Raw genomic sequence first — 25,196 nt, forward strand, 5'->3', positions numbered from 1 at the left:
CCTATTCCAAACATGCTGATCCGATTCAACAAGCCCTACGGCGTGCTCAGCCAGTTCACCCCCGAGGGCCGCTGGCGCGGGCTCAAAGACTTCATCGACCTGCCCGGCGTGTACGTGGCTGGGCGGCTGGACGCCGACAGCGAAGGCCTGCTGCTGCTGACCGACAACGGCCAGGAACAGGCCCGCATTGCAGACCCGCGCTTCAAGATGGAAAAAACCTACTGGGTGCAGGTGGAAGGCGAGCCCGACGAGGCGGCGCTGAACCAGCTGTGCCGGGGGGTGCAGCTCAACGACGGGATCACCCTGCCCGCCCGCGCCCGCGCCATGGCGCCACCGCCCGGGCTGTGGGAGCGCGATCCGCCCATCCGTGTGCGGGCGTCCAAGCCCACGGCCTGGATCGAGCTGATCATTCGCGAGGGCCGCAACCGCCAGGTGCGCCGCATGACGGCCGCCGTGGGCTTTCCCACGCTGCGCCTCATACGCGCGGCCATTGGCCCGCACAGCCTGGACGGGCTGGCGCCGGGCACCTGGCAAGCCTGAATTCAGCGCCTCGAAAGCCCCTCACCCCAGCGCCTGCAGGCTGCTGCACACCTCGGCTGCGGTGGGCCGCTGGCACGGCTGCGGATGCTGGCAAGCCTGCGCCAGGCGGGCCAGCCCAGCTACGGTGGGGCTGGCTGCAGGGACTGTGGCATGTTGGGCCAACTCTTCCAGCAGGCAGCCCAGGGCGCGCACCTCCAGCGCCTGCAGCGCTAGGCTGAGTGCAGGCGCGTCGGCGGGCAGGCGGGTGGCGGCGCCAAAGTCGCTCAACACCGCGTCGCCATTGGCCGGGTTCCACAAAATATTGTGTGCATACAGGTCGCCGTGCAACACACCGCAGCGATGCAGGTGCGCCACCGCCTCGGTCATGCGCTGCGCGAGCCGCAGGGCCACGGGCACACCCAGGCCCAAGCCGCTGGGGTACACGTCGCGGGTGCAGCTGTCCAGGCTGGGTGGGCCTGCCAGGTTGGTGTGGGTGGGCGCTATCAGCGGCAGCAACAGCCCGTGCAAGCCTTGGGGGTGCTCGCACAGCTCCGCGCTGGGCGTGCACAGCGCGGGGTGCTGCCCGGCGGCCAGGCTGGCGGCGCGCTCGTGCTCGGGCAAGCCGTCGCTGGTGACGGCACCTTTGAACAGCTTGAGGGCCTGCGCCTCGCCGTGGGCTAAATCCAACTGGTGGGCGCAGTAAATATGGCCCGAAGCGCCTTCGCCCAGCCGCTCGCCAACCTGCAGCTGTCGCCAGGGCACGCTGGGCAAGGGTGGCAGCGGTGGCAGCCTCCAGCCCAGCGGGTTGCCCGCCAGCGCCAGCCAGGCCAGGCGCGGCAGCTCAGTCAACCAGCCCGGCACATGGGTCAACTGGTTGGCCGCCAGGCGCACCAGTTCCAGCCGCTGCGTACCGGCCAGGCTGGCCGGCAGGCGGCTCAGACGGTTGCCCGCCAGCATGAGTTTTTGCAGCGCGGGGCGCTCACCCTGCGCGCTGGGCAGCTCGGCAATCGCGTTGTCGGTGAGCACCAGCCAGCGCAGCGCGGCGGGCAGCGCCGCCGCCGGCACATCCAGGATTCGGTTGGCTTTGAAGCCCACCATATCCAGCGCCGGGCAGTCACCCAGCACCTCGGGCAAATGGGTGAAATCGTTGTCCGAACAAAAAATGATTTTCAGCCGGTGCAAGCGGCCCAGGTCGGGCGGTAGGCGGCTGAGCCGGTTGCCACTCAGGTTGAGCACCTCCAGCGTGTCCGCCAGGCCCAGCACCTCGGGAGGCAGCTCGGTGAGGCCACAGCTCAAATCGAGCCGACGGGTGCCGGCGAGCGCGCCGCTGCGCAGTTGTTCCAGGGTGTGCATGCAAATAGAGTGAGGGACAAGGCCGGGTTCCGATTATCAAAGCCACGGATAATCCTGCCCCATGATCGAAGCCTTTTCTCTCTTTCCCCTCGGCTGGCAGCACTACTTGCTGGGCGGGGCCTTCATTGGTGCCGGTGTGGCGCTGCTGTTTCTGTTCACGGGTCTGGTGGGCGGCATGAGCACCGTGTTTTCCAGCACCTGGTCGTTTGTGCTGCAGCGGCCGTTTTTTCAGCAGGCCCGGCTCACCGACACCCGCGTGTGGCGGCTGGTGTATGCGCTGGGGCTGGTGCTGGGCGCCGGGGTGTGGTGGCTGTTGATGTCAGACGGCACACCGCTCACCACCGAGGTGCCGGTGGCGCTGTTGCTGGTGGGTGGTTTTCTGGTGGGCTATGGCGCGCGGCTGGGCAACGGCTGCACGTCGGGCCACGGCATCTGCGGGCTGGGCTCGCTGAACTGGCCCTCGCTGCTGGCGGTGCTCACCTTCATGGCCACAGCGTTCATCACGGCCAATCTGGCGGCATGGTGGCTGGCATGAGCACCACACAAATGACGCCCGCAAAATTGTTGGCGGTGCTGGCCGCCGGCGCCCTGTTTGGTTTTGGCCTGGCGCTGTCCACCATGGTGCAGCCCGAGGTGGTGCTGAGCTTTCTGCGCTTTGAAGACTTCGGCCTCATGCTGGTGATGGGCGGGGCCGTGCTGGTGACGCTGCTGGCCTACAAAGTGGCGCCGCGCGTGCTGGGCCGGCCCCTGCTGGGTGGTTACTTTCACCAGCACGTGAGCCACTGGAACCGCGACACCGTCACCGGTGCGGCGCTGTTTGGCGTGGGCTGGGGCTTGTGCGGCGTGTGCCCAGGCCCCGCCATTGCCGGCCTGGGCACCGGCAACTGGAGCCTGCTGTGGGCGCTGGCCGGTATTGCGCTGGGCGCCCTGGCGCAGGGCATGCGGGCCAAAGCCTGAAAGCGCCCACCATGAGCAACCTGCCCTTCAGCCCTGCCGCCGACCGCAACAAGGCGCCCATTCTGGAGCGGCTGCAAGCGGTGCTGCCCGCGCAGGGAGCGGCGCTGGAAATTGCCTCGGGCACCGGGCAGCACGCGGTGTGGTTTGCCGCTGGGCTGCCGGGCTGGCACTGGCAACCCACCGACTTTGAAGCGCACGCCTTGCCCGCCATCAATGCGCGCGTGGCCGAGGCCGGCCTGAGCCGTGTGGCACCAGCGCGGCGGCTGGATGTGCTGGCGCCGCAGTGGCCCGCCGAAGGGCCCGCGTTCAGCACCCTGTTTGACGCCATTTACTGCGCCAACATGCTGCACATTGCGCCCTGGGCCACCTGCGCCGCCCTGATGCAGGGCGCCGCGCGCCACTTGTCGCCGGGCGGCGTGCTCATCACCTACGGCCCTTACCTGGAGCACGGCGTGCCCACCTCGCCGGGCAACCTCGCGTTTGACGCCAGCCTGCGCGCCAACCACCCCGACTGGGGCATTCGCCAGCTCGCCGACGTGACCGAGCAGGCGCAACACGCTGGCCTGGCCCTGCTGCAGCGCCACGCCATGCCGTCCAACAACCTGCTGCTGGTGTGGGGCCGCCCAACCTGAACGCCCTTGCAGGTGTGCTGCCCAACACCCCTTGCGGGGAACCATTGGGCCAGCCACAGGCTCAGCCCTTCAACGCCACAAGCTCCCAATCCCCATGTTCAAAACCCTAAAAGACCTGCTGGACACCCTGACAGCCAACCTCGCTTCAGCGGCCGGCGCCCAGCCCGCTGCCGAGCAAGAACACACCCTGCAACTCGCCACCGCCGTGCTGCTGGTGGAAGTGATGCGCGCCGACCCGACCCTGGACGAAGCCGAGCGCGACACCGTGCTGCTGGCGCTGCGCGGCAAATTTGCGCTGGCCGACGACGAGCTTGAACGCCTGCTGGAGCTGGCCCATGAAACGGCCCGCACCGCCTACGACTACCAGCGCTTCACCAGCCTGCTCAACGAGCGCTTCACGCAAGCCCAAAAAATCCGGGTGGTGGAGGCCATGTGGCAAGTGGCCTACGCCGACGAGCACATCCACGCCAACGAGCACCACGTGATCAGCAAGGTGGCGGGGCTGCTGCACGTCACCCACGGTGAATACATTGGCGCCAAACTGCGCGCGCAAGAAGCCACGCAAACCCAGGGCTGATAGCGAGGCCCCGCACAACTCGCTACCCAGCTTTGCACGCGCGGGCACGGGGCTTTACCAGCGCGACACATGGGCACCACACCATGCAGGTTCACCACCAGGAGAACCTCCATGTCAACCCGAAATTTTGTTGTCTACGCCATTGCCGCTGCCACGCTGAGCGTCAGCTCGCTCTCGTTTGCCCAGGGCAACAGCCCGCGCAGCCAGCGCGAGGAGCCACCCCGGGTACAGCGACACGATGACCGCCGAGACGACCGGCGCGACGCCCGCGACCACCGGCAGGACGACCGGCACAGCGCACGCGACCACCGAAAGGACGACCGCCGCGATTTCCGCGACCAGCGCAACGACCGCCATTTCCATGCGCGCGGCCCGGCATTCAAACGCGGCGCCACCATTCCCCGCGAATACCGCAACCGCCAGTACGTGGTGGTCAACCACCGCACCCACCGCCTGAGCGCACCGCCACGCGGCCACCAGTGGGTGCAGGTGGGTGCTGACTACGTGCTGATCGCCGTGGCCACCGGCCTGATTGCACACCTGGTGCTGAACTACTGAGCGCACACCGGGCTTGTCTGCGATGATGTCGCCCGTCCAACGCCAACACACTCCACCCCATGAACATCCGACACGCCATCCTTCCCTTGGTCGCAGCCATGGCCCTGGGGCTTGCCGCCTGCTCCAAAACAGACAGCAACCCGCCCGCATCCACCGAAACCGCCACAGCCATTGCGCCCGCGCAAGCCTACGAGGCGGTCGCGGCGCAGGCCAAAGGTTTCACGGTGGGGGCGCTCATGAGCGCCAACCCGGTGTACGTGCTGTTTGACCCTCAGTGCCCGCACTGCGGCCACTTGTGGAACGCAGCGTTGCCCCTGCTGGGCAAAGTGAAGTTTGTGTGGGTCCCGGTGGCCATCATGGGCCCCAAGAGCGTGCCCCAGGGCGCGGCGCTGATGCAGGCGACCGACCCGGTGGCCACCATGTCGGCACACGAACAGTCCATTTTGAGCGGCCAGGGCGGCATGTCGGCATCCAGCAGCATTCCCGACGACGTGCTGGCGGCCATCAAGACCAACAGCCAGTTGCTGGACCGGCTGGGTGCGGACTCGGTTCCGTTCATGGTGGCTCGCCACGCCCGCAACGGCCAGGTGATCACCCAGGCGGGTGCGCTCAGCACCGAAGCCCTGGGCGAATTTCTGGGCCTGGGACAGCCCTGACCGGAACCGCAGCAAGCACCCACAGCAGCCGCAAAACCCAGCCGTTTGTGGCTTAACATTCACACATCAGACCGCATGTCGCGGCTGCACACGGAGTCCCCCATGGGCAAAGAACAGCGCAACGAAAAGATGTCAAAAAAGCCGAAGAAAGACACCTCGGCCCCCAAAGGCCCAGCCACCTCGGACCGCCCCACACCACCCATGACCTCGGTGCTGCCGCGCGGCAAAGAGAAAAACAAGTGAGCCTGGGCCGATGAAAGCCACCTGGAACGGCGCCGTGGTCGCCGAAAGCGACGACACGGTGCTGGTGGAAGGCAACCATTACTTTCCGGAAAGCGCACTCAACCGCGCTTTCGTCACCTTCAGCAACCACCGCACCAGCTGCCCCTGGAAGGGCCAGGCGCAGTATTACTCGCTGCTCGTCAACGGCGAACTCAACGCCGACGCGGCCTGGTACTACCCCGACCCCAAACCCGAAGCCGAGAACATCCGGGGACGCGTGGCGTTCTGGAAGGGCGTGAAGATCGAGGCCTGAGCCCGTGCACCGCGCAGGCTTGAGCGCCCGGCCAGGCCCAAGCGCTCATTGCGCCCGTTGCCCCAGTTTGCGCAATCTGGCCTCCAGCTGAACCACATCGGCCTCGCCCAGCTTGTCCACCGTGCCCACCAGGGTTTCGCGAATGGGCGCAAAGCCCACGAAACCCAGAATATTGCGCTCCAGCGACTTCAGGCTGTGTGCCCGGAAATACCAGCGGTACACCAGCGCGGGCATGCCCATGGTCACCACCACACCCGCCGAGCGGCCGCTCAGCCCCTTGTGACCAAACGGGTTGTTGCCCTCTTTTTTGAACGCAAACCCTGGCCTGGCCACCTGCTCCAGAAAGCCTTTCAATAGCGCGGGCATGTCGCCCAGCCACAGCGGGAAAAACAGCACCACATGCTGTGCCCAGGTCAGGTCGTCCTGAGCGCCCTGCAATGCCGGCGGCAAGCTTCCTTGTTCCCAGTCCTGGGCGCTTCTGAGCAGCGGAAAATCCAGCTCAGCCACCACCACGCGCCTGACGGTGTGGCCCCCCGCCTCGGCGCCGTCGGCGTAGGCATCGGCCAACGCATGGTTGAGGTGGCGCGCCCCGGCTTCGGGGTGACCTTCAATCAACAGAATACGGCGGGCGGCGGCGGTTGGCGGCATGGCAGGCTCCAGACAATGGAGCCTCCATGCTGTCACCCGACCACCGGACGGTGGTTGAGCCCGGTCAACCAAGGCGACCGCAGACGCTCAGCCGCTCAGCGTTTGCGCGGCTTGCTGGGTTTGTTGCCGCGCTCTTTTTTGCGGTTCTGGCGTTCAGCGTCGGCTTTGTTGCCGGCCGCCAGCCACTGGGCAAACATTTCAGGTGTTTCCAGCGTCACGCGGCCGATGCTGTTGCTGCGGTAATCGGCAATCAGCAGCTCGGCGGCCTTTTGCCAGTTGGCGTGGCCACCCGTAGCCAGCGCTCCGCGCTTGCGCGCAATGGCCTCCAGCACATCTTCGTCGGGCATGCTGGCAATGGCCTCCAGCGCCAGGCCCAGTTTGTAGCGCCCTTCCAGCAATGCCGGGTAAGCCACCTTGAGCTTGGCCAGCAACTCCAGGGCCACTTCCTGGTCGTCGTAAGCGTTGCGGCCCACCGCGCCGCTGGCGGCCAGATTGAAGCCACTTTCAGGCACCACAATGCGCGGCCACAGCATGCCGGGCGTGTCGTAGAGGTAGAAGTCGTCGGCCAGGGCCAGGCGTTGCTCGTTGCGGGTGATACCGGCTTCGTCGCCGGTCTTGGCCGAGCGCTTGCCCATGAGGGTGTTGATCAGCGTGGACTTGCCCACGTTGGGAATGCCGCAAATGAGCACACGCATGGGCTTGACCATGCCGCCCCGGTTGGGCGCGAGCTCGCGGCAAGCCGCAATGATGGCGCGGGCGGGCGCGGTGTCGCTGGCGTCCAGCGGTATGGCGCGGGTCTTGGGCTGGGCGTTGTAGTGGGCGAGCCAGAGCGCGGTGCGCTCGGGGTCGGCCATGTCCTGCTTGTTGACCACTTTCAGCGTGGGCTTGCCGCTGGTGAGCTCGGCCAGCAGCGGGTTGGCACTGGAGCCGGGCAGGCGGGCGTCGAGCATTTCAATCACGACGTCGATCTCTTTCACACGCTCGGTGATGGCCTTGCGCGTGAGGTGCATGTGCCCGGGAAACCACTGGATGCTCATCTGGAAATCGTCTTTCTGGGGAAATGGGTCCGCAGCCGGTTCAGCCCCGGCCGCGTAACCCAAGATTGTGCCTTGCCCTGCCGCGGGCGGCGTTGAGGTACAAGGCCCGCCCCCGGTGCTTGGTGTTAGCCCCGTGCACCGTGCGCAACGGGCGTCCCTACAATGAACCTACATTCTTCAGAACCACCCGCAACACCGCACAAAGGGCCTTTGTATGAGCATCACCGTCAAGATTGATCTGGGCTACGAATTCGACGTCAAAGCCAAAGCGGCTGAGGTGTTTGAGGTGCTGTCGGACGTCCCCACCTCGGTCAGCCATTTTCCCAAAGTGGACCAGCTCACCGACCTGGGCGGCGGCGTGTACCAGTGGGAAATGGAAAAAGTGGGCACCGCCCAGGTGAACATCCAGACCGTGTACGCCAGCAAGTACGTGAGCGACAAGGCCAAAGGCACGGTGAAGTGGACGCCTGTGAAGGGCGTGGGCAATGCCCTGGTGGGTGGCCAGTGGACGATCGTGGACAACAAGAAGTCCACCAGTGTGAAGCTGGCGATTCAGGGCGAGATTGAGGTGCCGCTGCCGGGCCTGATGAAAATGATCGTGGTGCCGGTGGTGCAAGGCGAGTTTGAAAAACTCGTGGAAAAGTACATCGACAACCTGATTGTCCGCTTCGGCGGCGAGGTGTGAGCCGCGCCACACCGGGGGTGGTTTGATGTGCTGGCGCTGTTACCAGAACAAGGTATTCCCCTGGGCGCTTGACCTGGCCTGCGGCCTGCCCATGGTTGGCCGCATGCGCCAGAAAGTGGTGCCCCTGGCGCAGGGCCGTGTGCTGGAAGTGGGGCTGGGCACCGGCCTGAACATGCCCCACTACGACACGGGCCGCGTGACCCGCATCACCGGGCTGGACCCGGCACTGGAACTGCAACCCCGTGCCCGCCGCCGCATCGAAGCCAGCGGGCTCGATGTGGAGCTGCTGGCGCTGTCGGCCGAGCGCATCCCGAGGCCGGATGCCAGCTTTGACACGGTGGTCGTCACGTATTCGCTGTGCACCATTCCAGACCCGCTGGCCGCCCTGCAGGAAATGCGCCGTGTGCTCGCGCCCGGTGGCTCGCTGCTGTTTTGCGAACACGGCCGCGCACCCGACGCCGCGGTGGCCCGCTGGCAAGACCGGCTGCAAGGCCTTTGGGGCCCGCTGGCGGGCGGCTGCCACCTGAACCGCGACATACCGGCGCTGCTGCACGCCGCGGGCCTGCGCTGCCCGCAACTGCACACCGGCTACCTGCCCGGCCCCAAACCCTGGACGTTTCATTACTGGGGCCAGGCTTACCCGGCCTGACGCCGCCGCAGGCGGTGGCTTATGCACAGGGCCTGAAACGCGGCGCAGCGCGCACAACTTCGCCGCAGGACTTGTCCCTGCAAATCTGGGACAACTGTGTGCATAAGCCAGGGCAATCCCTGTACGGCGAACGCAAGTGTTTGATTTTTAAAGGGTTCTGACAGACTGCTTAATCAACAGGCAACACCCTGAAAAACCCAAAAAACCACCCCGGAACACCCAAGTTACCCACAGCCCCGGCTCTGCCAAGGGCAAAAAATGGCCCCACCGAGGTGTTTAGACACAGGCAGGCCTTTTGTCCCACGGAACACTGGACAAGCTTGTGCATAACTCCGGGCGAGTCCTGTACAGAGCACGCAAGTACTTGATTTAAAAGGAAGTTCACTAACCTGCCCAATTAAAAGGCAGTTCAAAGCTTTCGCTTGCGCGGCACCCTGCGGGGGCTCCTGAGGTAGATTGCGGTGCATGGAACCCACCCAGCCCGCGCAACCCCTGACGATCCGCCTGGACACGGGCCAAACCCTGCACGCAGCGCCCGGCCAGACGCTGTGGCAGGCTCTGCAGCAAGCGGGCGTGCCCTGGCCGGTGTCATGCCGCAACGGCACATGCAGGGCCTGCATCGGCCGGCTGGCGTCGGGCCGAGTGCGTTACACGGTGGAATGGCCGGGCCTGCTGCCCGAAGAAAAAGCCACGGGCAGCGTGCTGGCGTGCGTGGCTTGCGCCGAAACCGACGTGGTATTGCACGGCCCCGGGGCCTGACGGGCGATCAGGCGGGTACGGCTTCGGGGCGGGGGCGGCCCAGGCGAGCCGGCGAGGTGTATTCCTGCCGGTAGATTTCAAACGGCATGGTGTCTGCCGCCTCAATGGCGCGCTGGTCGGCCACCGACTGCGCCGCCATGGCTTCAAAGCGGGCTTGCTGCTTGGCGCTCCAGGGCATGGCCAGCAGTTCGGCGTGGTTCTTGAGCGACTGCGCGCGGGCAAAGGCCACGAACGAGTCGCCATGCGCTTCGCGCACCGCGCTGAGCACGCGTGCCGAGGGCAAGGTGTCAGGCGCATTCAGCGAAGCCAGTGCCTGGGCCACAGCGTCGACGTGGTCGGTGCCGCCGTGGGTGGCGTCCAGCGTGCGGGCAATGGGCCGCAGCTGTTCCAGCAGCTCCTGGCCCCACTGCACCAAGGGCACGCTCTGGCCCTGGCGCTGCAAGCACAACCCGGGCTCGCGGCCGCGCGCGGCGGTGAGGTGCTGGTTGTAGGCCAGTTCGTGAATTTCCTCAGGCGTGTCGGGCGGGCTGTCCGTCAGCAGGCAGTGCAGCAAAAACACGTCCAGAAAACGCAGCGTGCTGGCGCCAATCCCAATCACCTCGAAGGGGTTGAGGTCCATCAGACGCACTTCGATGTATTCCACCCCGCGCTCGCGCAGGGCGTGCAGCGGGCGCTCGCCGGGGTAAATGACGCGTTTGGGCCGGATGGTGCCGTAAAACTCGTTTTCGATCTGCAGCAGCGTGGTGGCGAGCTGGTTGTAGTCGCCCCCGGGGTTGCGGATGCCCAGCGCCTCGTAGGCCGGCCAGGGCCGGGTGAGCGCATCTTGCAGCGAAGCCGCATAGCCTTCCAGGCCGTTGTAGCTCACGGCCAGCGTGGCCTGGGCTTCGCTCTGGTAACCCAGCCGGCCCATGCGCAGCGAGGTGCCGTGCGGCATGTACAGCGAACCGCTGCTGCCCAGCGGCTGCAGCTCGTGCTGGCGCCCTTCAACGAACGACGAACACACCGCCGGTGAGGCGCCAAACAAGGTGAGCAACAAAAACGCGTGGCGGCGGAAATTGCGGATTAGCGCGAAGTAACCGTCGTTGTCCACACCGGGCAGCGACCAGTTGTAATGAATGCCCGAAATGGTCTGCATGCGCCGGCCGTAACGGTGCCCCAGCCCCATGCGGTAGACGCTCTTGGCGCGCCCCACGTTGCTGGAACCGTAGCGGCCCAGCGGAATGGTTTCGTCGGTGGGCAGGCCGCAGGGCATGCTGGAGGCCCAGAGCATTTCGTCACCCGCGGCGCGCAGGCTGCGCACGGTGAACTGGTGCACTTCGCGCAGCTGGTCCAGACAGGCACCCACGCTGTCGTGCACGCCCGTGATCAGTTCCAGCTGGGACTCGCTGTAATCGGTGGTGATGTGCGGGTGCGTGAGGGCGCTGCCCAGCGCGGCCGGGTGCGGCGTGAGGGCGAGCTTGCCGTCGGGCTGGGCGCGCAGGCTTTCTTTTTCAAGGCCGCGGCGCATGCCACGCAGGCGGTCGCCCGAGAGGGCGTCCAGCCGTTGTTGTAATGAAGTCATACAGGGGGTCGTGTGTCGGGTCCGGGGCCGGAACTTAACACGGCTGGGGTATTTCTGCTGTCAGCGCCGGGTTGCAGCTTTGTTGTAGAGCCTCTTGGCGGTGCGGTGGTGGCGGGTCCGGGTGCTGCACCGGCGTGTTGTGGCGCAGCCAGGCTTCCACCTGCTCGGGCTCGTTGCTCAGCCGCAGGTCGTCGAACGCACACTGGGCCTCGGGGTGGCGTTTGCGCAGGTAGTTAAGCCATTGCTTGAGCCGCCCAGCACGGTGGCGGCGCTCCACGCGCGCACTCATTTGCAACCAGAACACCTGCAACAGCGGCGAGATGTGGCTCCAGCTCGCTCCGTCCTGCCCCTTGATGGCCAGCGCCAGGCCCGGGTCGGTCACCATGCCGCGGCCAATCATCAGGGCGTCGCAACCGGTCACCTCGCGGCACCGCTGGGCGTCGGCCACCGTCCAGATTTCGCCGTTGGCAATGATGGGGACGCGCCGCCCCGCCGGCAGCGACTCGCGCACCTGGGCAATGCGCTCCCAGTAGGCGGGCGGGCGGTAGCCGTGGGCCTTGGTGCGCGCGTGTATCACCAGCTCGTCGGCGCCGGCCTCTGCGATGGCGTGGGCACATTCTTCGGCGCGCCTGTCGTCGTTGAAACCCAGACGCATTTTGGCCGACACCGGCACATGCGCCGGCACCGCGCGGCGCACCGCCGACACAATGCGCCCGATCAGCTCGGGCTCGTCCAGCAGCACGGCGCCGCCCCGGCTCTGGTTCACGGTTTTGGCGGGGCAGCCAAAATTCAGGTCGATGCCGTGCGGGCCGAGGCCGGCCAGCCGTGCGGCGTTGTCGGCCAGGCAAGCCGGGTCGGAGCCCAGCAGCTGCGCCCGCACCGGCACCCCTGCCCGGGTATAGCCGCCGTTGAGCAGCTCGGGCACCACACGCACAAAAGCGCGCTCGGGCAACACTGTGTTGGTCACGCGAATGAACTCGCTCACGCAGCGGTCAATGCCGCCAATGCGGGTGATCACATCGCGCAGCGTGGCGTCGAGCAGGCCCTCCATGGGCGCGAGCAGAAGCATGGTGTGCAGCCGTAAAAAAGGAATCAGGCTGCGGTGGTGTGCAGGTGCACGTCGCGCTGGGGAAACGGAATGCCGATGCCCACTTCGTCAAACCGCTTTTTCACACGCTCTTGCATGTCGAAGTACACCGGCCAGTAGTCGGCCGTGGCGGTCCACACGCGCACACGGATGTTGACCGCGCTGTCGGCCAGCTCGCCGACCACGATCACCGGCGCCGGGTCTTGCATCACGCGCTCATCGGCGCGCACCAGACCTTCCAGCGTCTGGCGCGCCAGGTCAATGCTGCTGCCGTAGCTGATACGGAACACCATGTCCACACGGCGCGTGGCCTCAGAAGAGAAATTCACAATATTCCCGTTGGCCACCGGCCCGTTGGGCACGAAGACCGTTTTGTTGTCGGGTGTTTTCAGCACGGTGTTCAAAATCTGGATCGACTCCACCGTGCCACTTTGCCCCTGCATTTCCACAAAGTCACCCACCTTGTAGGGCTTGAACAAAATCAGCAGCACACCGCCTGCAAAGTTCGACAGGCTGCCCTGCAGCGCCAGACCCACCGCCAGGCCAGCAGCACCCAGCACCGCAATGAACGAGGTGGTGGCCACGCCGAGCATGCTGGCCACGGTGATGACCACCAGCACCTTCAGTGCCAGGCTGATCAGGCTGCGCAAAAAGCTGCGCAGGGTCACTTCCACGTTCAGGCGCGCCATGTGGGCGTCGACCCGGCGGCTGAGCCAGCCACTGAGCCACAGGCCGACCAGCAACACGGCCAGCGCCAGCAAAAGATGCATGCCGTAGGTGACGGCGAGTTCGGTGAGACGTTCGGATTGCAAAACAGACAAAAGATCAGCCCTTTCAGATCAAGGTGACGGATGATACGGGCGCCCCGCCCGGCGCTTGCCCGGCGAACGGCCAGGGCGATATACAAGGGACAGGGCAAACCGGCCAAGGTTCCCCTGCGCCGGGACCGACAAGACGTGCCCATCTACCCAAGGCCAATGGCCCTTCACCCCACACCCAACCAAGGCAGCAGTCCGGTAACATCAAAGGCTTACCTTCGGAGATCTCGCATGCAGACCTATTCTGGAATGACGTTGGCCCTGCCTTTGGCCGCAGCGCTGTGCTTGGCCCTGCCCATGGCCGGGGCGCAGACCATGCCAGCAACGGCGGCGGTGCCCGCCGTGGTGGCGCCGGCAGAGCCCGCCGCAGCCTCAGCCGTTGAAGCCACACCAACGCCCGTGCCTGCTGCCCCTGCCAACGACAAACGCATTGGCACCTTCAAGCAAGTGAAGGGCGAAAGCTGGCTGGGCAAACCCGACGCGCGGCGCCCCGCCGCCTCGGGCGATGGCGTACTGGAAACCGAGCGCGTGAGCACCGGCCAACAGGGCGCTGCCACCATCACCCTCAAAGACGGGACGGTGCTGACCATGGGCCCCAACTCGACCATGGATCTGAGCCAGTTCAAGTACGACGCCACCACCCAGAAAGGCCATTTCGCGCTGGACCTGCTGCAAGGCTCGGTGCGCGTGGTCACAGGCCTGTTGGCCAAAATCAACCCGGATCTGTTCAAAATCTCGACGCCCACCTCGGTGGTGGGCGTGCGCGGCACCGACTTCATCGTCGAGACCCAGGCCGCGCGCTAAGCCAGCACACCGCGACAGCCCATTCCCAAACGACAACCGACCATGAACCGCTCACGACTCACCACCGCCACCCTCGCCACCGTGGCCCTGGCCGCTCTGTTGTCGGCCTGCGCACCGGCCACCCGCGTGACGCTGCTGCCGCAGGCCGACGGCACGCCCAGCGCCGTGGAGGTGACCACGGGCCAGGGCACGCAGCGCATCAGCCAGCCCTACCAGGTGGCCAACGTGAGCACCCGCGGGGCGCTCAGCGTGGACGCCACCACGGCCGATAAGGTGCGCGAAACCTACCCCGAACTGGTGGCCTTGCAGCCCCCGGCACCCGAGCGCTTCACGCTTGAGTTTGAGCCCGGCACATCGCAGCTGACCGCCGACTCCCAGGCGCAGCTGGCCACCGTGGTGGCGCGCGCCCAGGCCCGTGCCGGCGGTGAGATCGTGGTCACCGGTCACACCGACCGCCAGGGCGCCGTTGAAGCCAACGACCGGCTTTCGCTGCAGCGCGCGCAAGCCGTGCGCGCCCTACTCATTGAGCGCGGCTTCAAGGCCGACCTGATTGAAGCCGTGGGCCGCGGTGAGCGTGAGCCGGTGGTGCCCACCGACGACGAAGTGGCTGAACCCCGCAACCGCCGCGCCGAGTTGCTGGTGCGCTGAACCCACGGTGGCCGCATCCGCGCCACAATTTCACACCGCATGGCCACCGAACACAGCCTGACCCGCGCACTGCGCGAACTGATGCAACAGCAGCGCACGGCTGCCCTGGGCACCGTGTCGGCCGACGGCACGCCCTTTGTATCGCTCGTGCCCTACGCGGTGGACGCCCAGCAACGCTGCCTGGTGATTCACGTGAGTGGCCTGGCAGCCCACACCGGCAACCTGCAGCGCGAGCCGCGTGTGTCGCTGCTGGTAAGCCAGGCTGCCCCGGCAGAAGGCCCGGTGCATGCCCTGCCCCGCGTCACGCTGGAAGCCAGCGCCGAAACCTTGTTACCCGACAGCCCCGAAGCGCTGGCCTGCCGCAGCGTCTATCTGCAGCGGTTTCCAGAAGCGGCGCCCATGACCGCCCTGGGCGACTTTCGGTTCGTGCGCCTGCACCTGCTGGGCGCCAGGCAGGTGGCCGGCTTTGGCGCCGCCCGCAGCCTGGACGGCGATGAGGTTCGCCGCGCACTGGGGCCCGCACCCTGAACCCCGAAACCAAGCCCGCCAGCGGGCCCTTGGCGGTGCTGCACGCCGACGAAGCCCTGCTGGTGCTGGAGAAGCCGGCCGGCCTGCTGGCGGTGCCCGGTCGCGGCGAAGACAAACAGGACTGCCTGAGCCGCCGCGCCCAGGCCCAGTGGCCCGACGCGCTGGTGGTGCACCGCCTGGACATGTCCACCTCGGGCCTGGTGGTGATGGCGCGCGGCCTTGAAGCCCAGCGCGCGCTGAGCCGCGCGTTTGAACAGCGCCGGGTACACAAGCGCTACCTGGCCGTGGTGGCGGGGCACCTCGCCAACCCGCAGCCCGACAACGGCTGGAACACCATCGACCTGTCGCTGGCCGTGGACTGGATCAACCGCCCGCGCAGCAAGGTGTGCCTTGAGACCGGCAAGCCCAGCCTGACGCGCTGGCGCCTGGCCCAGCCCGCCGCCCAAACCCCAGCGGCACACACGGGCATCGGCACGCGGGTAGAACTGGAACCCGTCACAGGCCGCACACACCAGCTGCGCGTGCACCTGCAGGCCTTGGGGCACCCCATTTTGGGCGACGCGCTGTACGCCAACCTGGCACAGCAAGCGCTGGCCCCCCGCCTGTTGCTGCACGCAGAAACCCTGGAATTGCCGCACCCCGCCACCGGGCAAATACTGCGTTTTCACAGCCCCTGCCCTTTTTGAAAAGCCCCGACATGACCGCACCCGACATCACCATCCTCACCGGCGCCTCGCGCGGCATGGGCCTGGCCATGGCGCGTCAGCTGCTGAGCCCCAGCCGGCACCTGCTGTGCATGTCACGCAGCACCAACGAAGACCTGGCTACCGAGGCGCTGCGCCTGCATGCCCCGCTGACCCAATGGTCGCAAGACCTGAGCGACACCACCGGCGCCGCCCAGCGCCTGCAGGACTGGCTGGCTGGGCTGGACACCCGCGCCTTGCGCAGCGCCACGCTCATCAACAACGCCGGCATGATCCCGCGCATTGGCCCGCTGGCCAGCTGCCCGCCCGACGGGCTTTCGGCCGCGTTGCGCGTGGGCCTGGAAGCCCCTATGCAGCTCACCGCCGCCTTTTTGCGCGCCACCGGCGCCTGGGTGGCCACCGGCTGGCAGGGGCCGCGCAAGGTGCTCAACATTTCGTCCGGGCTCGGTCGCCACGCCATGGCGGCACAGGCGCCCTACTGCGCCGCCAAAGCCGGCATGGACCATTTCACCCGCTGCTGCGCGCTGGAAGAAGCCGCCAACCCGCACGGCGCCCGCCTGGTATCGCTGGCGCCGGGCGTGATCGACACCGACATGCAGGTTCAGTTGCGCGCGGGCGACCCGGGATCTTTTCCCGACGTCCAGCGCTTTGTGGAACTCCAGCGCCAGGGCCAGCTCACACCGCCCGACACCGCCGCTGCCCGCGTGCTCGCCTGGCTGGACCGCCCCGACTTTGGCGACCAGCCCGTGGCCGACGTGCGGGACTGAACACCCACCGGACACACCATGCCCCAAAGCCCACTGCCCCGCCGCCGTTTTGTTCAAACCGCGCTGGGCTGGGCGGCTGGCGGTGCGCTGCTGCCGGCAGCCATGGCACAAACCCAGGCCGATTTTTGGGCCTTGCTGCGCGTTGGTGGCTGCGTGGTGCTGATGCGCCATGCCCAAACCGTGGCCGGCATTGGCGACCCCCCGGGCTTTCGCCTGGGTGACTGCAGCACCCAGCGCAACCTGAGCGAGGCCGGCCGCGAGCAGGCGCAGCGGGTGGGCCAGGCCTTTGCGCGCGAGCGCATCCGGGTGGACGATGTGCGTTCCAGCGCTTGGTGCCGCTGCACCGACACCGCCGACCTGGCCTTTGGCCGCCACACCGTGTGGGCGCCGGTCAACTCGTTTTTCAGAGACAACAGCGGCCCCGAGCAAACCCGGGCCGTGCTGCGCGACGTGGCCAGCCTGCAAGCGCCCCGCAACCTGGTGCTGGTGACGCACCAGGTCAACATCTCTTCACTGACCGGCGAGTACCCGGCCATGGGTGAAATTTTTATTGCCCGGCCCAACGGCCGCAGCGGCGACCGGCTCAAGGTGCTGGCGCGCCAGGTGGTGTGAAGGTGAAGCGCCCCGTTTTCCGTTCGTCTCCTGTTTGACTTGCGACAAGCTCGGCGTAAGGCAGCGGCGCATACCATCACCTGTTGATCGCCGGAATCACACACCCCAAACCACCACAAGCAGGAGATACCCCATGAGCAGAGAAGTCGTCGTCGTCAGCGCAGCCCGCACCGCCATTGGCACTTTTGGCGGCAGCCTCAAAGACACGCCCCCCACCGATCTCGCGGCCCTGGTGGTGCGTGAGTCGCTGGCGCGCGCCGGCGTGGACGGCAAAGACGTGGGCCATGTGGTGTTTGGCCACGTGGTGAACACCGAGCCCAAGGACATGTACCTCTCGCGCGTGGCGGCCATCAATGGCGGCTGCGCCCAGAGCACGCCCGCCTACAACGTCAACCGCCTGTGCGGTTCGGGCCTGCAGGCCATCGTCAACGCCAGCCAGAGCATTTTGCTGGGCGACACCGACATCGCCATTGGCGGTGGCGCTGAAAACATGAGCCGTGCGCCCTACGCCTCGCTCAACACCCGCTGGGGTGCCCGCATGGGCGACACCAAGATGGTGGACATGATGGTGGGCGCGCTGCACGACCCGTTTCACGCCATCCACATGGGTGTGACGGCTGAAAACGTGGCCGCCCAGTACGGCATTACCCGCGACATGCAGGACGCGCTGGCCGTGCAAAGCCACAACCGCGCCCAGCGCGCCACCGAAGAAGGCCGCTTCAAAGACCAGATCGTGCCGGTCATGCTCAAGAGCCGCAAAGGCGAAGTGGCTTACGCCACCGACGAGCACTTCCGGCCCAACTGCACGCTGGACGACATGACCAAGCTCAAGCCGGTGTTCATCAAAGAAAACGGCACCGTGACCGCGGGCAACGCCTCGGGCCTGAACGACGCCGCCGCCGCCGTGGTGCTCATGGACAGCAAGGCTGCCCAGGCACGCGGCCTGCAGCCGCTGGCTCGCCTGGTGGGTTACGCCCACACCGGCCTGGAACCCAAGATCATGGGCATGGGCCCGGTGTCGGCCACGCGCCTGGTGCTGGAGAAAACCGGCCTGAGTGTGAACGACCTGGACGTGATCGAAGCCAACGAAGCCTTTGCGGCCCAGGCCTGCGCCGTGAGCCAGGAACTCGGTCTGGACCCGGCCAAGGTCAACCCCAACGGCTCGGGCATTTCGCTGGGCCACCCCATCGGCGCCACCGGCGCGCTGATCACGGTCAAAGCGCTGTACGAACTGCAGCGCATCCAGGGCCGCTACGCGCTGGTGACGATGTGCATTGGCGGCGGCCAGGGTATTGCGGCTGTATTTGAGCGGGTGTAAACACCCGCCCCCCGCGCCGCTTCGCGTCACCCCCCTGAGGGGGGCGATGCGAGCGGCCTGGCGGAGCCAGCTCCGCCGCATCCTGGGCTCATGCACGCGCTCCGGAGATGGATGGGTTCACCTTTGTAGGTCTTGACGGGGGCGCTGGTGCCGGAAACACTGGTGCCCTTTGTCTTTTTGTTTCAATCTTCACCCCATGACGCGTGAACACACCTCTGGCGCTGTCTGGGCGCCCATGCTGGCCGAGCTGGAACGTGGTCTGTTGCAGCGCGACGTGGCGGCGCGTGCGTTGCTGCTGGCCGCGCTGGCGGGCGAACACGTGTTGCTGCTCGGGCCACCCGGCACCGCCAAGAGCGAGCTCGCGCGCCGCTTGCAGCGTCTGCTGCCCGGTGCGCACTATTTTGAACGCCTGCTGACGCGCTTCACCGTACCCGAAGAGCTGTTCGGCCCGCTCTCGCTGCGCGCGCTGGAAGACGACCGCTACGAGCGCCTGACCGAGGGCTACCTGCCCAGCGCCGAGGTGGCTTTTCTGGACGAAGTCTTCAAGGCCAACTCGGCCATCCTCAACACCCTGCTCGGCCTGCTGCACGAACGCCAGTTTGACAACGGCAGCCAGCGCCTACCCGTGCCGCTGGTGTGCCTGGTGGGCGCTAGCAACGAGCAGCCGCAGGACGACAGCCTGCTGGCGTTTTACGACCGTTTTCTGCTGCGCGTGCCGGTGCAGCCGGTGGACGACGCGCATTTCACCGCCTTGCTGCTGGCCGACGCGCCCGCCTCGGGCGACACCCCGGCCGACGCATCGATCAACCCAGCCGATTTGAAGGCCCTGCGTGAGGGTGCGCCATCGGTCAGCCTGGGTGACGAGGCGTTGGCTCTGCTGCAGCAAGCCCGGCAACACGCCAGCGACACCGGGCAAACGGTGTCCGACCGCCGCTGGCGCCAGCTGGTGGCCCTGCTGCAATTGCAGGCGGCCAGCCGAGGGGCCAGCGCCATCAGCCCCTGGGACCTGTGGCTGCTGCCTTTCGTGCTCGCGGCCGACCCGGCGCAAGTGCCAGGCTGGACCACCTTGTTCATGCACGCAGTGGCACACACCGCGCCCTTACCGCTGGATGGCCTGGAACGAGCCGCGCAGGCCTTTGAATCCCAACTGGACACCGAGCGCCGCGCCCCGCCCGACGCGCAGGACGACAGCGCCGGCAAGCTGGCGCTGGCGCGCGCCATCACCCGCCCGGGCGAAGAAAGCGAGATGGTGCGCATCACCAGCGAACGCGCGCAGCGCCGCTACAGCCCCGTGCACATTCAAGCCCGTGTGGCGCAGTGCGACGAACTGCTGGAACGCTTGATGGCGCTGCACGGCGAGTGGCTGGCGGTGGCGCACGCGGTGCTGGCACAGGCCCGCGCGCACCCCTGGCTGCCACCGTCCTGGCTGCTGCAGATCGAAGCCGCACACGCCGAGCGCTGCAGCCACTTGGTGGGCCTGTGTGCGCAGCACCAGTCCACCCGCAACGGTTTTGCCGCCCTGCCGGTGGATGCCGAGGCCACTGCCAGCGCACCGCCGCCAGTGCCCTGCGAATACCCATGAGGGCTTCGACAGGCTCAGCCCGAACGGGCGGGTCGGTCGGCACGGCGCCCCCAGCCAACGTTCACCCTGAGCCTGCCGAAGGAGCGAACGCGACCGACCGCCCCTACCACCACCTGGCCGCCCTGCCCCGCGAACTCTGGCGCTGGGCCGTGGTGTGCAGCAGCGGCCCCGCCGAGCGGCGCCTGCCCGAGCTGACGCATTGGCACAGCGCGCTGATGGACGGCGCCCTGCCCGACCCCAGCCACCACTTCGGCGACGCCGCCGCCACACAAGCGCTGCGCCCACTGTTGGCCGAACTGGACTTGCTCAGCCTCACGCGCCACAGCGCACCGCTCACCCGACAGGTGCTACAAAGCCTGCTGTGGCATCTGGACAGCCTCATCGACCGCCCGGACAGCGAACCACGTGCCGCGGCCATCGACCGCATGCGGGCCAGCTTTCGCGAGAGCTGGGACGTGCAGCGCCAAGGCTGGGACGAGGCGCTGGCGCTGCTGCAATCGCTGGGTGAGCTGGCCCAGTTGCGCTGGGACGATCTGGCCGGGCAGCTCAACCGCCGCGAATGGCAAGAAGCCCGGCGCATTGGCGAACTGCTCCAGCGCCTGCCCGCGATGGTCGCTTTCATCGACGGCGTGGGCCGCCGCGATGCGTCACGCAGCCATCCGCCCGCCCGCCACACGCGGCCCGCTCCCCAGGCCGACACGCCGGCCGCACGCCACCCGGCCGACGAAACCGAGCGGCGCCCGGAACCCACCGCGGTGGATGGTGTGCGCCGCTCGCGCAACCTGGCCCGCATGACCGGCGCCGAAAGCCTCAACCTCACGCACCCCGGCTTGCGCCGCTTGTGGCGGGCGCGTTTTGCCGAAGCGCAATTGCTGAGCTACGACGACCGCGCCCGGGCGCCCGCGCAGCGCCCCCTGCCCCAACCCGACCCCCAAGCCCACCGCGCTGTGCCCACCCACGCCGGGCGCGGCCCACTGATCATTTGCCTGGACACCTCGGGCTCCATGCGCGGCGCGCCGGAAAGCGTGGCCAAGGCCTGTGTGTTGCAGGCGCTGCGCAGCGCCCACGCCGGCCAGCGCCCTTGCCGGTTGCTGGCCTTTGGTGGCCCCAGCGAGCTGCTGGAACGCGACCTGGCGCTGGACGCCGACGGCCTCGCACACCTGCTCGACCTGATGGGCCAGAGCTTTGACGGCGGAACCGATGTGCAGACCCCGATTGAACGCGCCATTGCGCTGGTGCAAACCGCGGGCTGGCAGGACGCCGACCTGTTGATCGTGAGCGACGGGGAATTTGGCGTGACACCCGCCACCCTGCAACACCTGCGCGAGGCCAAAGAACGCCTGGCCCTGCGCGCACACGGTGTGCTCATTGGCGACCGCGAAACCATTGGCCTGCTGGAGGTGTGTGACCACCTGTACTGGGTGCGCGAATGGCGGCGCTACGGCAGCGGCGCCAGCGCCTTGGCCGACAACTTTTCCCCCGTGCACAGCCGCAGCCTCACAGCGCTGTATTTCCCCAACGCCATCCGGCGCTGAAACACGCAGCGGCGCTCAGTCGCCCTGAAAGCCGCCTTGGCGGTAGGTCAGCACCAGCGTGTCGCGCCAGCCCAGGGTGCCCGGCTCCACCGGCTGAATCGGCGTGGTCTCGTGAATCACGCGCTGGTCGTCCAGCAACAGCAGCGACCACGGTTCCTGCAGCGTGAAGCGCTGGCCGCTGGGTCCCTCGGCCTCAAACACCCGGCTTTCGCCCCCCTTGATGCGGTGGCGCCCGAGCATGAACACGGCCACCAGATCGACCCCGTCGCGGTGCGCGCCCTCGGGCGTGGGGCGGCCAATGCCGTCGGTGGTGTCGATGCGGAAGCTGTGCGCCTCAACAAACCAGGGCCGGCGCCCGCGCAGCGCAGACACCGCCTCGCCAACTTGCGCCAGCAACCGGCTCCATACCGGCAAGGCCAGCAGCTCGGGCTGCATGGGTTCGAACCAGCGCTGCATGCCGCCGTGCAGGGCGTTGTATTCCAGCGGCTGCCAATGCGCGCGGTGCGGCACTGCGCCCACCTCGGCGCCATCCACCACAAAGCAGCTGTGGCGCCGGCGGCGGTAGCGGCCACCGTCTTTCAGGTAGGCGTCGGGCGGCAGATCGTTCCAGCCAGCGTGCAACGCGTCCAGCTCAGCGGTCGAAGCGGGCAGCCACTGCTGCACATCGGACGCACTCATCAAGGCAAAGCCCCCGGTTTGCAGGGCGCTGGGCACCCCGGACAAGGGCACGTAAGGGGGTTGAAATTCGCTGGTCATGGGCGGGCAGTGTACCGGGCCGGCGCCACCCTCCGGCCCCGCGCAGGCGCATCGTCCGACTGCAGCAAGGGGTTGCGTGCACAGATGCTGCGCTGGATCAAAACGGCGGCGTTCTCTCGGTGTCAAGCTGTGTTTCACCCACACATGTTGATCATGTGGTGACGCACAGGAGATGGCCGTGAACACAATTGAATGGACCGATGCGCTGGTGCTGGATTTCGAACCCATCGATACCCTGCACCACACGTTTGTAGACCTGCTGGCCCGCGCCCAGCAAGCCCGAGACGACGACCTGCCGCAAGCCTGGACGGCGCTGGTAGACCACACCATGGCGCAGTTTGAATGGGAAGACGATTGCATGCAGCGCACCGGTTTTTCGTCGGCAGCCAACCACTCCCTGCAGCACCGGGTGGTGCTCAACCTGCTGCGGGAAGGGTTGGCGAAGGCGCGCAGCGGGCAGCTCGCTGCGGTGCGCGAAATGGCCTTTGAGCTGGCCGCCTGGTTTGCCCGGCACACCCAGGCACAGGACGCCGCCCTGGCCCTGCACCTGCGCCGACACCCGGCGCCGCCTGCGCGCCGTGGCGCCAACCCACGAGCCCCCGCACAGCGCGGCGGCCGGGCGCCACACTGAGCCGCACCGAGGCGGGCGAAAAACCCTGACGGGCATGGGGTAAACCATGTGAAATCAATATTCGGCGGTGGTTATATTGCTCCGATACGAGGAGAGTTCCATGGCCGAAGCCATTCACGCCGCTGCAAACGACCTGCCTGACAGATCCGAGGCGCCAGCGGACACCCCCCAGAACGACAACCCGCCCGCAGAAAGTCCACGCGGGCCCTCGGTGTTTTCGCTGCAGCTGGCCCATTTGAAGCCAGCAGACCCGTTTCAGTGGCTGCAGTTGGGCTGGGCCGATTTCAAACGCTGCCCCCGCATTGGCCTGTTTTACGGCTTGTGCTTTTTCGCCATGGGCCATGCCCTGCTGGCGGTGTTTCAGAGCGCGCCGGCCTATGTGCTGGCGCTGAGCGCCGGGTTCTTGCTGATGGGGCCGTTCCTCTGCCTGGGCCTGTACGACGCCAGCAAGGCCATGCAGACCCATTCACACCGCCCCAGCTTGCGCGCCTCGCTCCAGGCATGGCGGCCCACCAAGGGCACCATGGGCATCTTTGCTGGCGTGTTGCTGATCCTTGAACTGATCTGGGGCCGCGCCTCGCTGGTGGTGTTTGCCGTCACCTTCAACACCATGCCGTCCACCGAAAAGCTGCTGCCGCAGTTGCTCAACCCGGAAAACATCGGGTTTCTGATCACCTACACGGTGGTGGGCGCCTTCTTTGCCGGCCTGATTTTTGTGACCAGCGTGATCTCCATCCCGATGATCATGGACCGCAAGACCGACGCTGTGTCGGCCGGGCTCACCAGCATCCGCGCTTGCCTGCAAAACCCCGGCGTCATGCTGGTTTGGGGTGCGCTGATCACGGTCTTGATCGGCCTGTCCATGCTGCCGGCGTTTCTGGGCCTGATCGTTGTGGGCCCGGTCATTGGACACGCCACCTGGCACGCCTACCGGCACATCGTGCCCCAAAAGACCGAAGACAGCGCCTGACGAACCCAACGCGCTGGCGATCCCGCAGGCATCGCCAGCGCGTTTTCAGGCGTTCACGTTCACCACCAAGCGCCCGCGCACCTGGCCGGCCAAAATGTCGCGGCCCGCAGCCACGGCCTCGGCCAGGCCAATCTCGCGGGTGATCGTTGCGAGCTGCTGGCGGTCCAGCGTGCTGGCCAGCGCGGCCCACGCGGCCTCGCGTTTGCCGATCGGAGCCATGACGCTGTCAATGCCGTACAGCGTGACGCCGCGCAAAATAAACGGTGCCACGCTGGCCGGCAGGTCCATGCCCTGGGCCAGGCCACAGGCAGCCACCGCGCCGCCATAGCGCGTGCTGGCGCAGGCATTGGCCAGGGTGTGGCTGCCGACCGAATCCACCACCCCCATCCAGCGCTCTTTTTGCAGCGGTTTGCCAGGCGCGCTGAGGGCACCGCGGTCGATCACCTCGGCCGCGCCGAGGGACTTCAAATACTCGGCCTCCTGCGGCCGCCCGGTGGACGCCACCACCGTGTGACCCAGCCCGGCCAGCAAAGCAATGGCCACACTGCCCACGCCGCCGTTGGCGCCCGTCACCAGCACCTCGCCGCTGCCCGCAGTCATGCCGTTGTCGGCCCAGTGCCGCTGCAAGGCCGTCACACACAGCATGGCGGTGTAGCCGGCGGTGCCCACCGCCATGGCGTCGCGGGCACTCAGGCCAGCCGGCAAAGGCACCAGCCAGTCGCCTTTGACGCGTGCCATTTGCGCCAGGCCACCCCAGTGGTTTTCACCCACGCCAAAGCCATTGAGCAGCACCTCGTCGCCCACCTTCCAGCGCGGGTGGCTGCTGGCGGTCACGGTGCCGGCAAAGTCGATGCCCGGCACCATGGGGAAGCTGCGCACCACCGGTGACTGGCCGGTGATGGCCAGTCCGTCTTTGTAGTTGAGGGTGGACCAGCCCACCCGCACCGTCACGTCGCCCGTGGCGGGCAACTGAGACTCATCCAGCTCGGTCAGCGCGCAGCGGTAGCCAGCGTCATCGGTTTTGGTGATCAGCAGAGCTTTGAACATGGGTTTCTCCGTTTGAAGGGGTTTCGTTCCACAGCCGCCACAGCAGCCACCAGCCCATGCCGGCGTTGGCCAGGGCCAGCAAGGTCAGCACCACCAGCAAAGCCCCTTCGGGCTCGGCCAGGTGGAGGCCCCAGGCCATGGCCGAGGACAACACGTTGAACGCGATGACCAGCCAGAACAGGGGCTTGCGGGGCTGCCAGAGGCGCTGCACAGAAGGGGCCAAAAATTGCATACCGCATTGTGCCGCGCGGGTGGCCGTGCAG

32 protein-coding genes are annotated in these 25,196 nt (G+C 67.1%); 23 read left to right on the top strand and 9 right to left on the bottom strand.

Annotation, left to right across the window (positions count from 1 at the left end; genetic code table 11):
• The first annotated feature begins 12 nt into the window (after positions 1 to 12).
• The gene (locus tag AC4QBL_RS09980) at positions 13 to 540 is read left to right on the top strand and encodes a pseudouridine synthase (protein WP_472907127.1); all 528 of its coding nucleotides are present in this window, start codon (positions 13 to 15) and stop codon (positions 538 to 540) included.
• Between the two features lie 21 nt (positions 541 to 561).
• Here AC4QBL_RS09980 and AC4QBL_RS09985 read toward each other — a convergent pair whose 3' ends face one another.
• On the bottom strand, positions 562 to 1,872 hold the full coding sequence (locus AC4QBL_RS09985) for a leucine-rich repeat-containing protein kinase family protein (protein WP_472907126.1): 1,311 nt from the start codon (positions 1,870 to 1,872) through the stop codon (positions 562 to 564).
• A gap of 61 nt (positions 1,873 to 1,933) precedes the next feature.
• Between AC4QBL_RS09985 and AC4QBL_RS09990 the strand changes: the two genes are divergently transcribed.
• From AC4QBL_RS09990 to AC4QBL_RS10025, 8 genes are all read left to right on the top strand, one after another.
• Positions 1,934 to 2,407, top strand: coding sequence for a YeeE/YedE family protein (locus AC4QBL_RS09990; RefSeq protein WP_472907125.1), 474 nt, complete (start codon positions 1,934 to 1,936; stop codon positions 2,405 to 2,407).
• Positions 2,404 to 2,829 (top strand): DUF6691 family protein, encoded by a 426-nt coding sequence (locus AC4QBL_RS09995; RefSeq protein WP_472907124.1) that lies wholly within the window; start codon positions 2,404 to 2,406, stop codon positions 2,827 to 2,829. Before AC4QBL_RS09990 ends, AC4QBL_RS09995 begins: the two co-directional genes overlap by 4 nt.
• Positions 2,830 to 2,840: 11 nt before the next feature.
• A complete protein-coding gene (locus AC4QBL_RS10000) occupies positions 2,841 to 3,461 on the top strand; it encodes a DUF938 domain-containing protein (RefSeq protein ID WP_472907123.1) in 621 nt (206 codons plus the stop codon).
• A 94-nt stretch (positions 3,462 to 3,555) separates the two neighbouring features.
• Positions 3,556 to 4,038, top strand: a complete 483-nt coding sequence (locus tag AC4QBL_RS10005; RefSeq protein ID WP_472899798.1) for a tellurite resistance TerB family protein — start codon at positions 3,556 to 3,558, stop codon at positions 4,036 to 4,038.
• A 111-nt stretch (positions 4,039 to 4,149) separates the two neighbouring features.
• Positions 4,150 to 4,596 (top strand): RcnB family protein, encoded by a 447-nt coding sequence (locus tag AC4QBL_RS10010; protein WP_472907122.1) that lies wholly within the window; start codon positions 4,150 to 4,152, stop codon positions 4,594 to 4,596.
• A 59-nt stretch (positions 4,597 to 4,655) separates the two neighbouring features.
• Positions 4,656 to 5,252, top strand: coding sequence for a DsbC family protein (locus AC4QBL_RS10015; RefSeq protein ID WP_472907121.1), 597 nt, complete (start codon positions 4,656 to 4,658; stop codon positions 5,250 to 5,252).
• Positions 5,253 to 5,354: 102 nt separating this feature from the next.
• Positions 5,355 to 5,495 carry a hypothetical protein gene (locus AC4QBL_RS10020; RefSeq protein ID WP_304840148.1) on the top strand — a complete coding sequence of 47 codons (141 nt, stop codon included), beginning with the start codon at positions 5,355 to 5,357 and terminating at the stop codon, positions 5,493 to 5,495.
• A 10-nt stretch (positions 5,496 to 5,505) separates the two neighbouring features.
• Complete coding sequence (locus AC4QBL_RS10025) at positions 5,506 to 5,787, top strand: DUF427 domain-containing protein (protein ID WP_472907120.1); 282 nt, start codon at positions 5,506 to 5,508, stop codon at positions 5,785 to 5,787.
• A 45-nt stretch (positions 5,788 to 5,832) separates the two neighbouring features.
• Here AC4QBL_RS10025 and AC4QBL_RS10030 read toward each other — a convergent pair whose 3' ends face one another.
• Together AC4QBL_RS10030 and ylqF are read right to left on the bottom strand one after the other, a co-directional pair.
• Positions 5,833 to 6,435 carry an NAD(P)H-dependent oxidoreductase gene (locus AC4QBL_RS10030; protein WP_472907119.1) on the bottom strand — a complete coding sequence of 201 codons (603 nt, stop codon included), beginning with the start codon at positions 6,433 to 6,435 and terminating at the stop codon, positions 5,833 to 5,835.
• Positions 6,436 to 6,530: 95 nt separating this feature from the next.
• On the bottom strand, positions 6,531 to 7,472 hold the full coding sequence (ylqF, locus tag AC4QBL_RS10035; protein WP_472899804.1) for a ribosome biogenesis GTPase YlqF: 942 nt from the start codon (positions 7,470 to 7,472) through the stop codon (positions 6,531 to 6,533).
• Positions 7,473 to 7,686: 214 nt separating this feature from the next.
• On the opposite strand from ylqF, the gene AC4QBL_RS10040 reads away from it, so the two are divergent.
• The 3 genes from AC4QBL_RS10040 to AC4QBL_RS10050 all read left to right on the top strand — a co-directional run bounded on the left by AC4QBL_RS10040 (position 7,687) and on the right by AC4QBL_RS10050 (position 9,565).
• The gene (locus AC4QBL_RS10040) at positions 7,687 to 8,157 is read left to right on the top strand and encodes an SRPBCC family protein (protein WP_472907118.1); all 471 of its coding nucleotides are present in this window, start codon (positions 7,687 to 7,689) and stop codon (positions 8,155 to 8,157) included.
• Between the two features lie 103 nt (positions 8,158 to 8,260).
• Positions 8,261 to 8,806 carry a class I SAM-dependent methyltransferase gene (locus AC4QBL_RS10045; protein WP_472907117.1) on the top strand — a complete coding sequence of 182 codons (546 nt, stop codon included), beginning with the start codon at positions 8,261 to 8,263 and terminating at the stop codon, positions 8,804 to 8,806.
• 465 nt (positions 8,807 to 9,271) lie between these two features.
• Positions 9,272 to 9,565 (top strand): 2Fe-2S iron-sulfur cluster-binding protein, encoded by a 294-nt coding sequence (locus tag AC4QBL_RS10050; RefSeq protein ID WP_472907116.1) that lies wholly within the window; start codon positions 9,272 to 9,274, stop codon positions 9,563 to 9,565.
• Between the two features lie 7 nt (positions 9,566 to 9,572).
• Here AC4QBL_RS10050 and gshA read toward each other — a convergent pair whose 3' ends face one another.
• The 3 genes from gshA to AC4QBL_RS10065 are packed head-to-tail and all read right to left on the bottom strand — an operon-like array spanning position 9,573 to position 13,034.
• Positions 9,573 to 11,126 carry a glutamate--cysteine ligase gene (gene gshA, locus AC4QBL_RS10055; protein ID WP_472907115.1) on the bottom strand — a complete coding sequence of 518 codons (1,554 nt, stop codon included), beginning with the start codon at positions 11,124 to 11,126 and terminating at the stop codon, positions 9,573 to 9,575.
• A 34-nt stretch (positions 11,127 to 11,160) separates the two neighbouring features.
• Positions 11,161 to 12,195 carry a tRNA dihydrouridine synthase gene (locus AC4QBL_RS10060; protein ID WP_472907114.1) on the bottom strand — a complete coding sequence of 345 codons (1,035 nt, stop codon included), beginning with the start codon at positions 12,193 to 12,195 and terminating at the stop codon, positions 11,161 to 11,163.
• 23 nt (positions 12,196 to 12,218) lie between these two features.
• Positions 12,219 to 13,034 (bottom strand): mechanosensitive ion channel family protein, encoded by an 816-nt coding sequence (locus AC4QBL_RS10065; RefSeq protein ID WP_472907113.1) that lies wholly within the window; start codon positions 13,032 to 13,034, stop codon positions 12,219 to 12,221.
• 228 nt (positions 13,035 to 13,262) lie between these two features.
• Here AC4QBL_RS10065 and AC4QBL_RS10070 point away from each other — a divergent pair, with 228 nt between their 5' ends.
• From AC4QBL_RS10070 to AC4QBL_RS10110, 9 genes are all read left to right on the top strand, one after another.
• Positions 13,263 to 13,835, top strand: a complete 573-nt coding sequence (locus AC4QBL_RS10070) for a FecR family protein (RefSeq protein ID WP_472899811.1) — start codon at positions 13,263 to 13,265, stop codon at positions 13,833 to 13,835.
• Positions 13,836 to 13,877: 42 nt separating this feature from the next.
• Complete coding sequence (locus AC4QBL_RS10075; RefSeq protein WP_472899812.1) at positions 13,878 to 14,483, top strand: OmpA family protein; 606 nt, start codon at positions 13,878 to 13,880, stop codon at positions 14,481 to 14,483.
• A gap of 39 nt (positions 14,484 to 14,522) precedes the next feature.
• On the top strand, positions 14,523 to 15,011 hold the full coding sequence (locus AC4QBL_RS10080) for a HugZ family pyridoxamine 5'-phosphate oxidase (RefSeq protein WP_472907112.1): 489 nt from the start codon (positions 14,523 to 14,525) through the stop codon (positions 15,009 to 15,011).
• 29 nt (positions 15,012 to 15,040) lie between these two features.
• Positions 15,041 to 15,697, top strand: a complete 657-nt coding sequence (locus AC4QBL_RS10085) for an RluA family pseudouridine synthase (protein WP_472907111.1) — start codon at positions 15,041 to 15,043, stop codon at positions 15,695 to 15,697.
• 11 nt (positions 15,698 to 15,708) lie between these two features.
• Entirely contained in the window at positions 15,709 to 16,482 is a 774-nt protein-coding gene (locus AC4QBL_RS10090) for an SDR family NAD(P)-dependent oxidoreductase (RefSeq protein WP_472899815.1), read from the top strand.
• Positions 16,483 to 16,500: 18 nt separating this feature from the next.
• Entirely contained in the window at positions 16,501 to 17,094 is a 594-nt protein-coding gene (locus AC4QBL_RS10095; protein ID WP_472899816.1) for a histidine phosphatase family protein, read from the top strand.
• 133 nt (positions 17,095 to 17,227) lie between these two features.
• Complete coding sequence (bktB, locus tag AC4QBL_RS10100) at positions 17,228 to 18,412, top strand: beta-ketothiolase BktB (RefSeq protein WP_472907110.1); 1,185 nt, start codon at positions 17,228 to 17,230, stop codon at positions 18,410 to 18,412.
• 196 nt (positions 18,413 to 18,608) lie between these two features.
• Complete coding sequence (locus AC4QBL_RS10105) at positions 18,609 to 19,994, top strand: AAA family ATPase (RefSeq protein ID WP_472907109.1); 1,386 nt, start codon at positions 18,609 to 18,611, stop codon at positions 19,992 to 19,994.
• On the top strand, positions 19,991 to 21,529 hold the full coding sequence (locus AC4QBL_RS10110; RefSeq protein ID WP_472907108.1) for a VWA domain-containing protein: 1,539 nt from the start codon (positions 19,991 to 19,993) through the stop codon (positions 21,527 to 21,529). Before AC4QBL_RS10105 ends, AC4QBL_RS10110 begins: the two co-directional genes overlap by 4 nt.
• 15 nt (positions 21,530 to 21,544) lie before the next feature.
• On the opposite strand, the gene AC4QBL_RS10115 is transcribed toward AC4QBL_RS10110, so the two are convergent.
• Entirely contained in the window at positions 21,545 to 22,285 is a 741-nt protein-coding gene (locus AC4QBL_RS10115; RefSeq protein WP_472907107.1) for a 2OG-Fe dioxygenase family protein, read from the bottom strand.
• Positions 22,286 to 22,463: 178 nt separating this feature from the next.
• On the opposite strand from AC4QBL_RS10115, the gene AC4QBL_RS10120 reads away from it, so the two are divergent.
• The gene (locus AC4QBL_RS10120) at positions 22,464 to 22,916 is read left to right on the top strand and encodes a bacteriohemerythrin (protein ID WP_472907106.1); all 453 of its coding nucleotides are present in this window, start codon (positions 22,464 to 22,466) and stop codon (positions 22,914 to 22,916) included.
• 100 nt (positions 22,917 to 23,016) lie between these two features.
• Positions 23,017 to 23,886 carry a DUF2189 domain-containing protein gene (locus AC4QBL_RS10125; RefSeq protein WP_472899822.1) on the top strand — a complete coding sequence of 290 codons (870 nt, stop codon included), beginning with the start codon at positions 23,017 to 23,019 and terminating at the stop codon, positions 23,884 to 23,886.
• Between the two features lie 45 nt (positions 23,887 to 23,931).
• Here AC4QBL_RS10125 and acuI read toward each other — a convergent pair whose 3' ends face one another.
• Together acuI and AC4QBL_RS10135 are read right to left on the bottom strand one after the other, a co-directional pair.
• Positions 23,932 to 24,933, bottom strand: a complete 1,002-nt coding sequence (gene acuI / locus AC4QBL_RS10130; RefSeq protein WP_472907105.1) for an acrylyl-CoA reductase (NADPH) — start codon at positions 24,931 to 24,933, stop codon at positions 23,932 to 23,934.
• Entirely contained in the window at positions 24,899 to 25,165 is a 267-nt protein-coding gene (locus tag AC4QBL_RS10135) for a hypothetical protein (RefSeq protein WP_472899824.1), read from the bottom strand. Before AC4QBL_RS10135 ends, acuI begins: the two co-directional genes overlap by 35 nt.
• Positions 25,166 to 25,196: the final 31 nt, after the last annotated feature.

The organism is Hydrogenophaga sp. L99 (assembly GCF_058731905.1).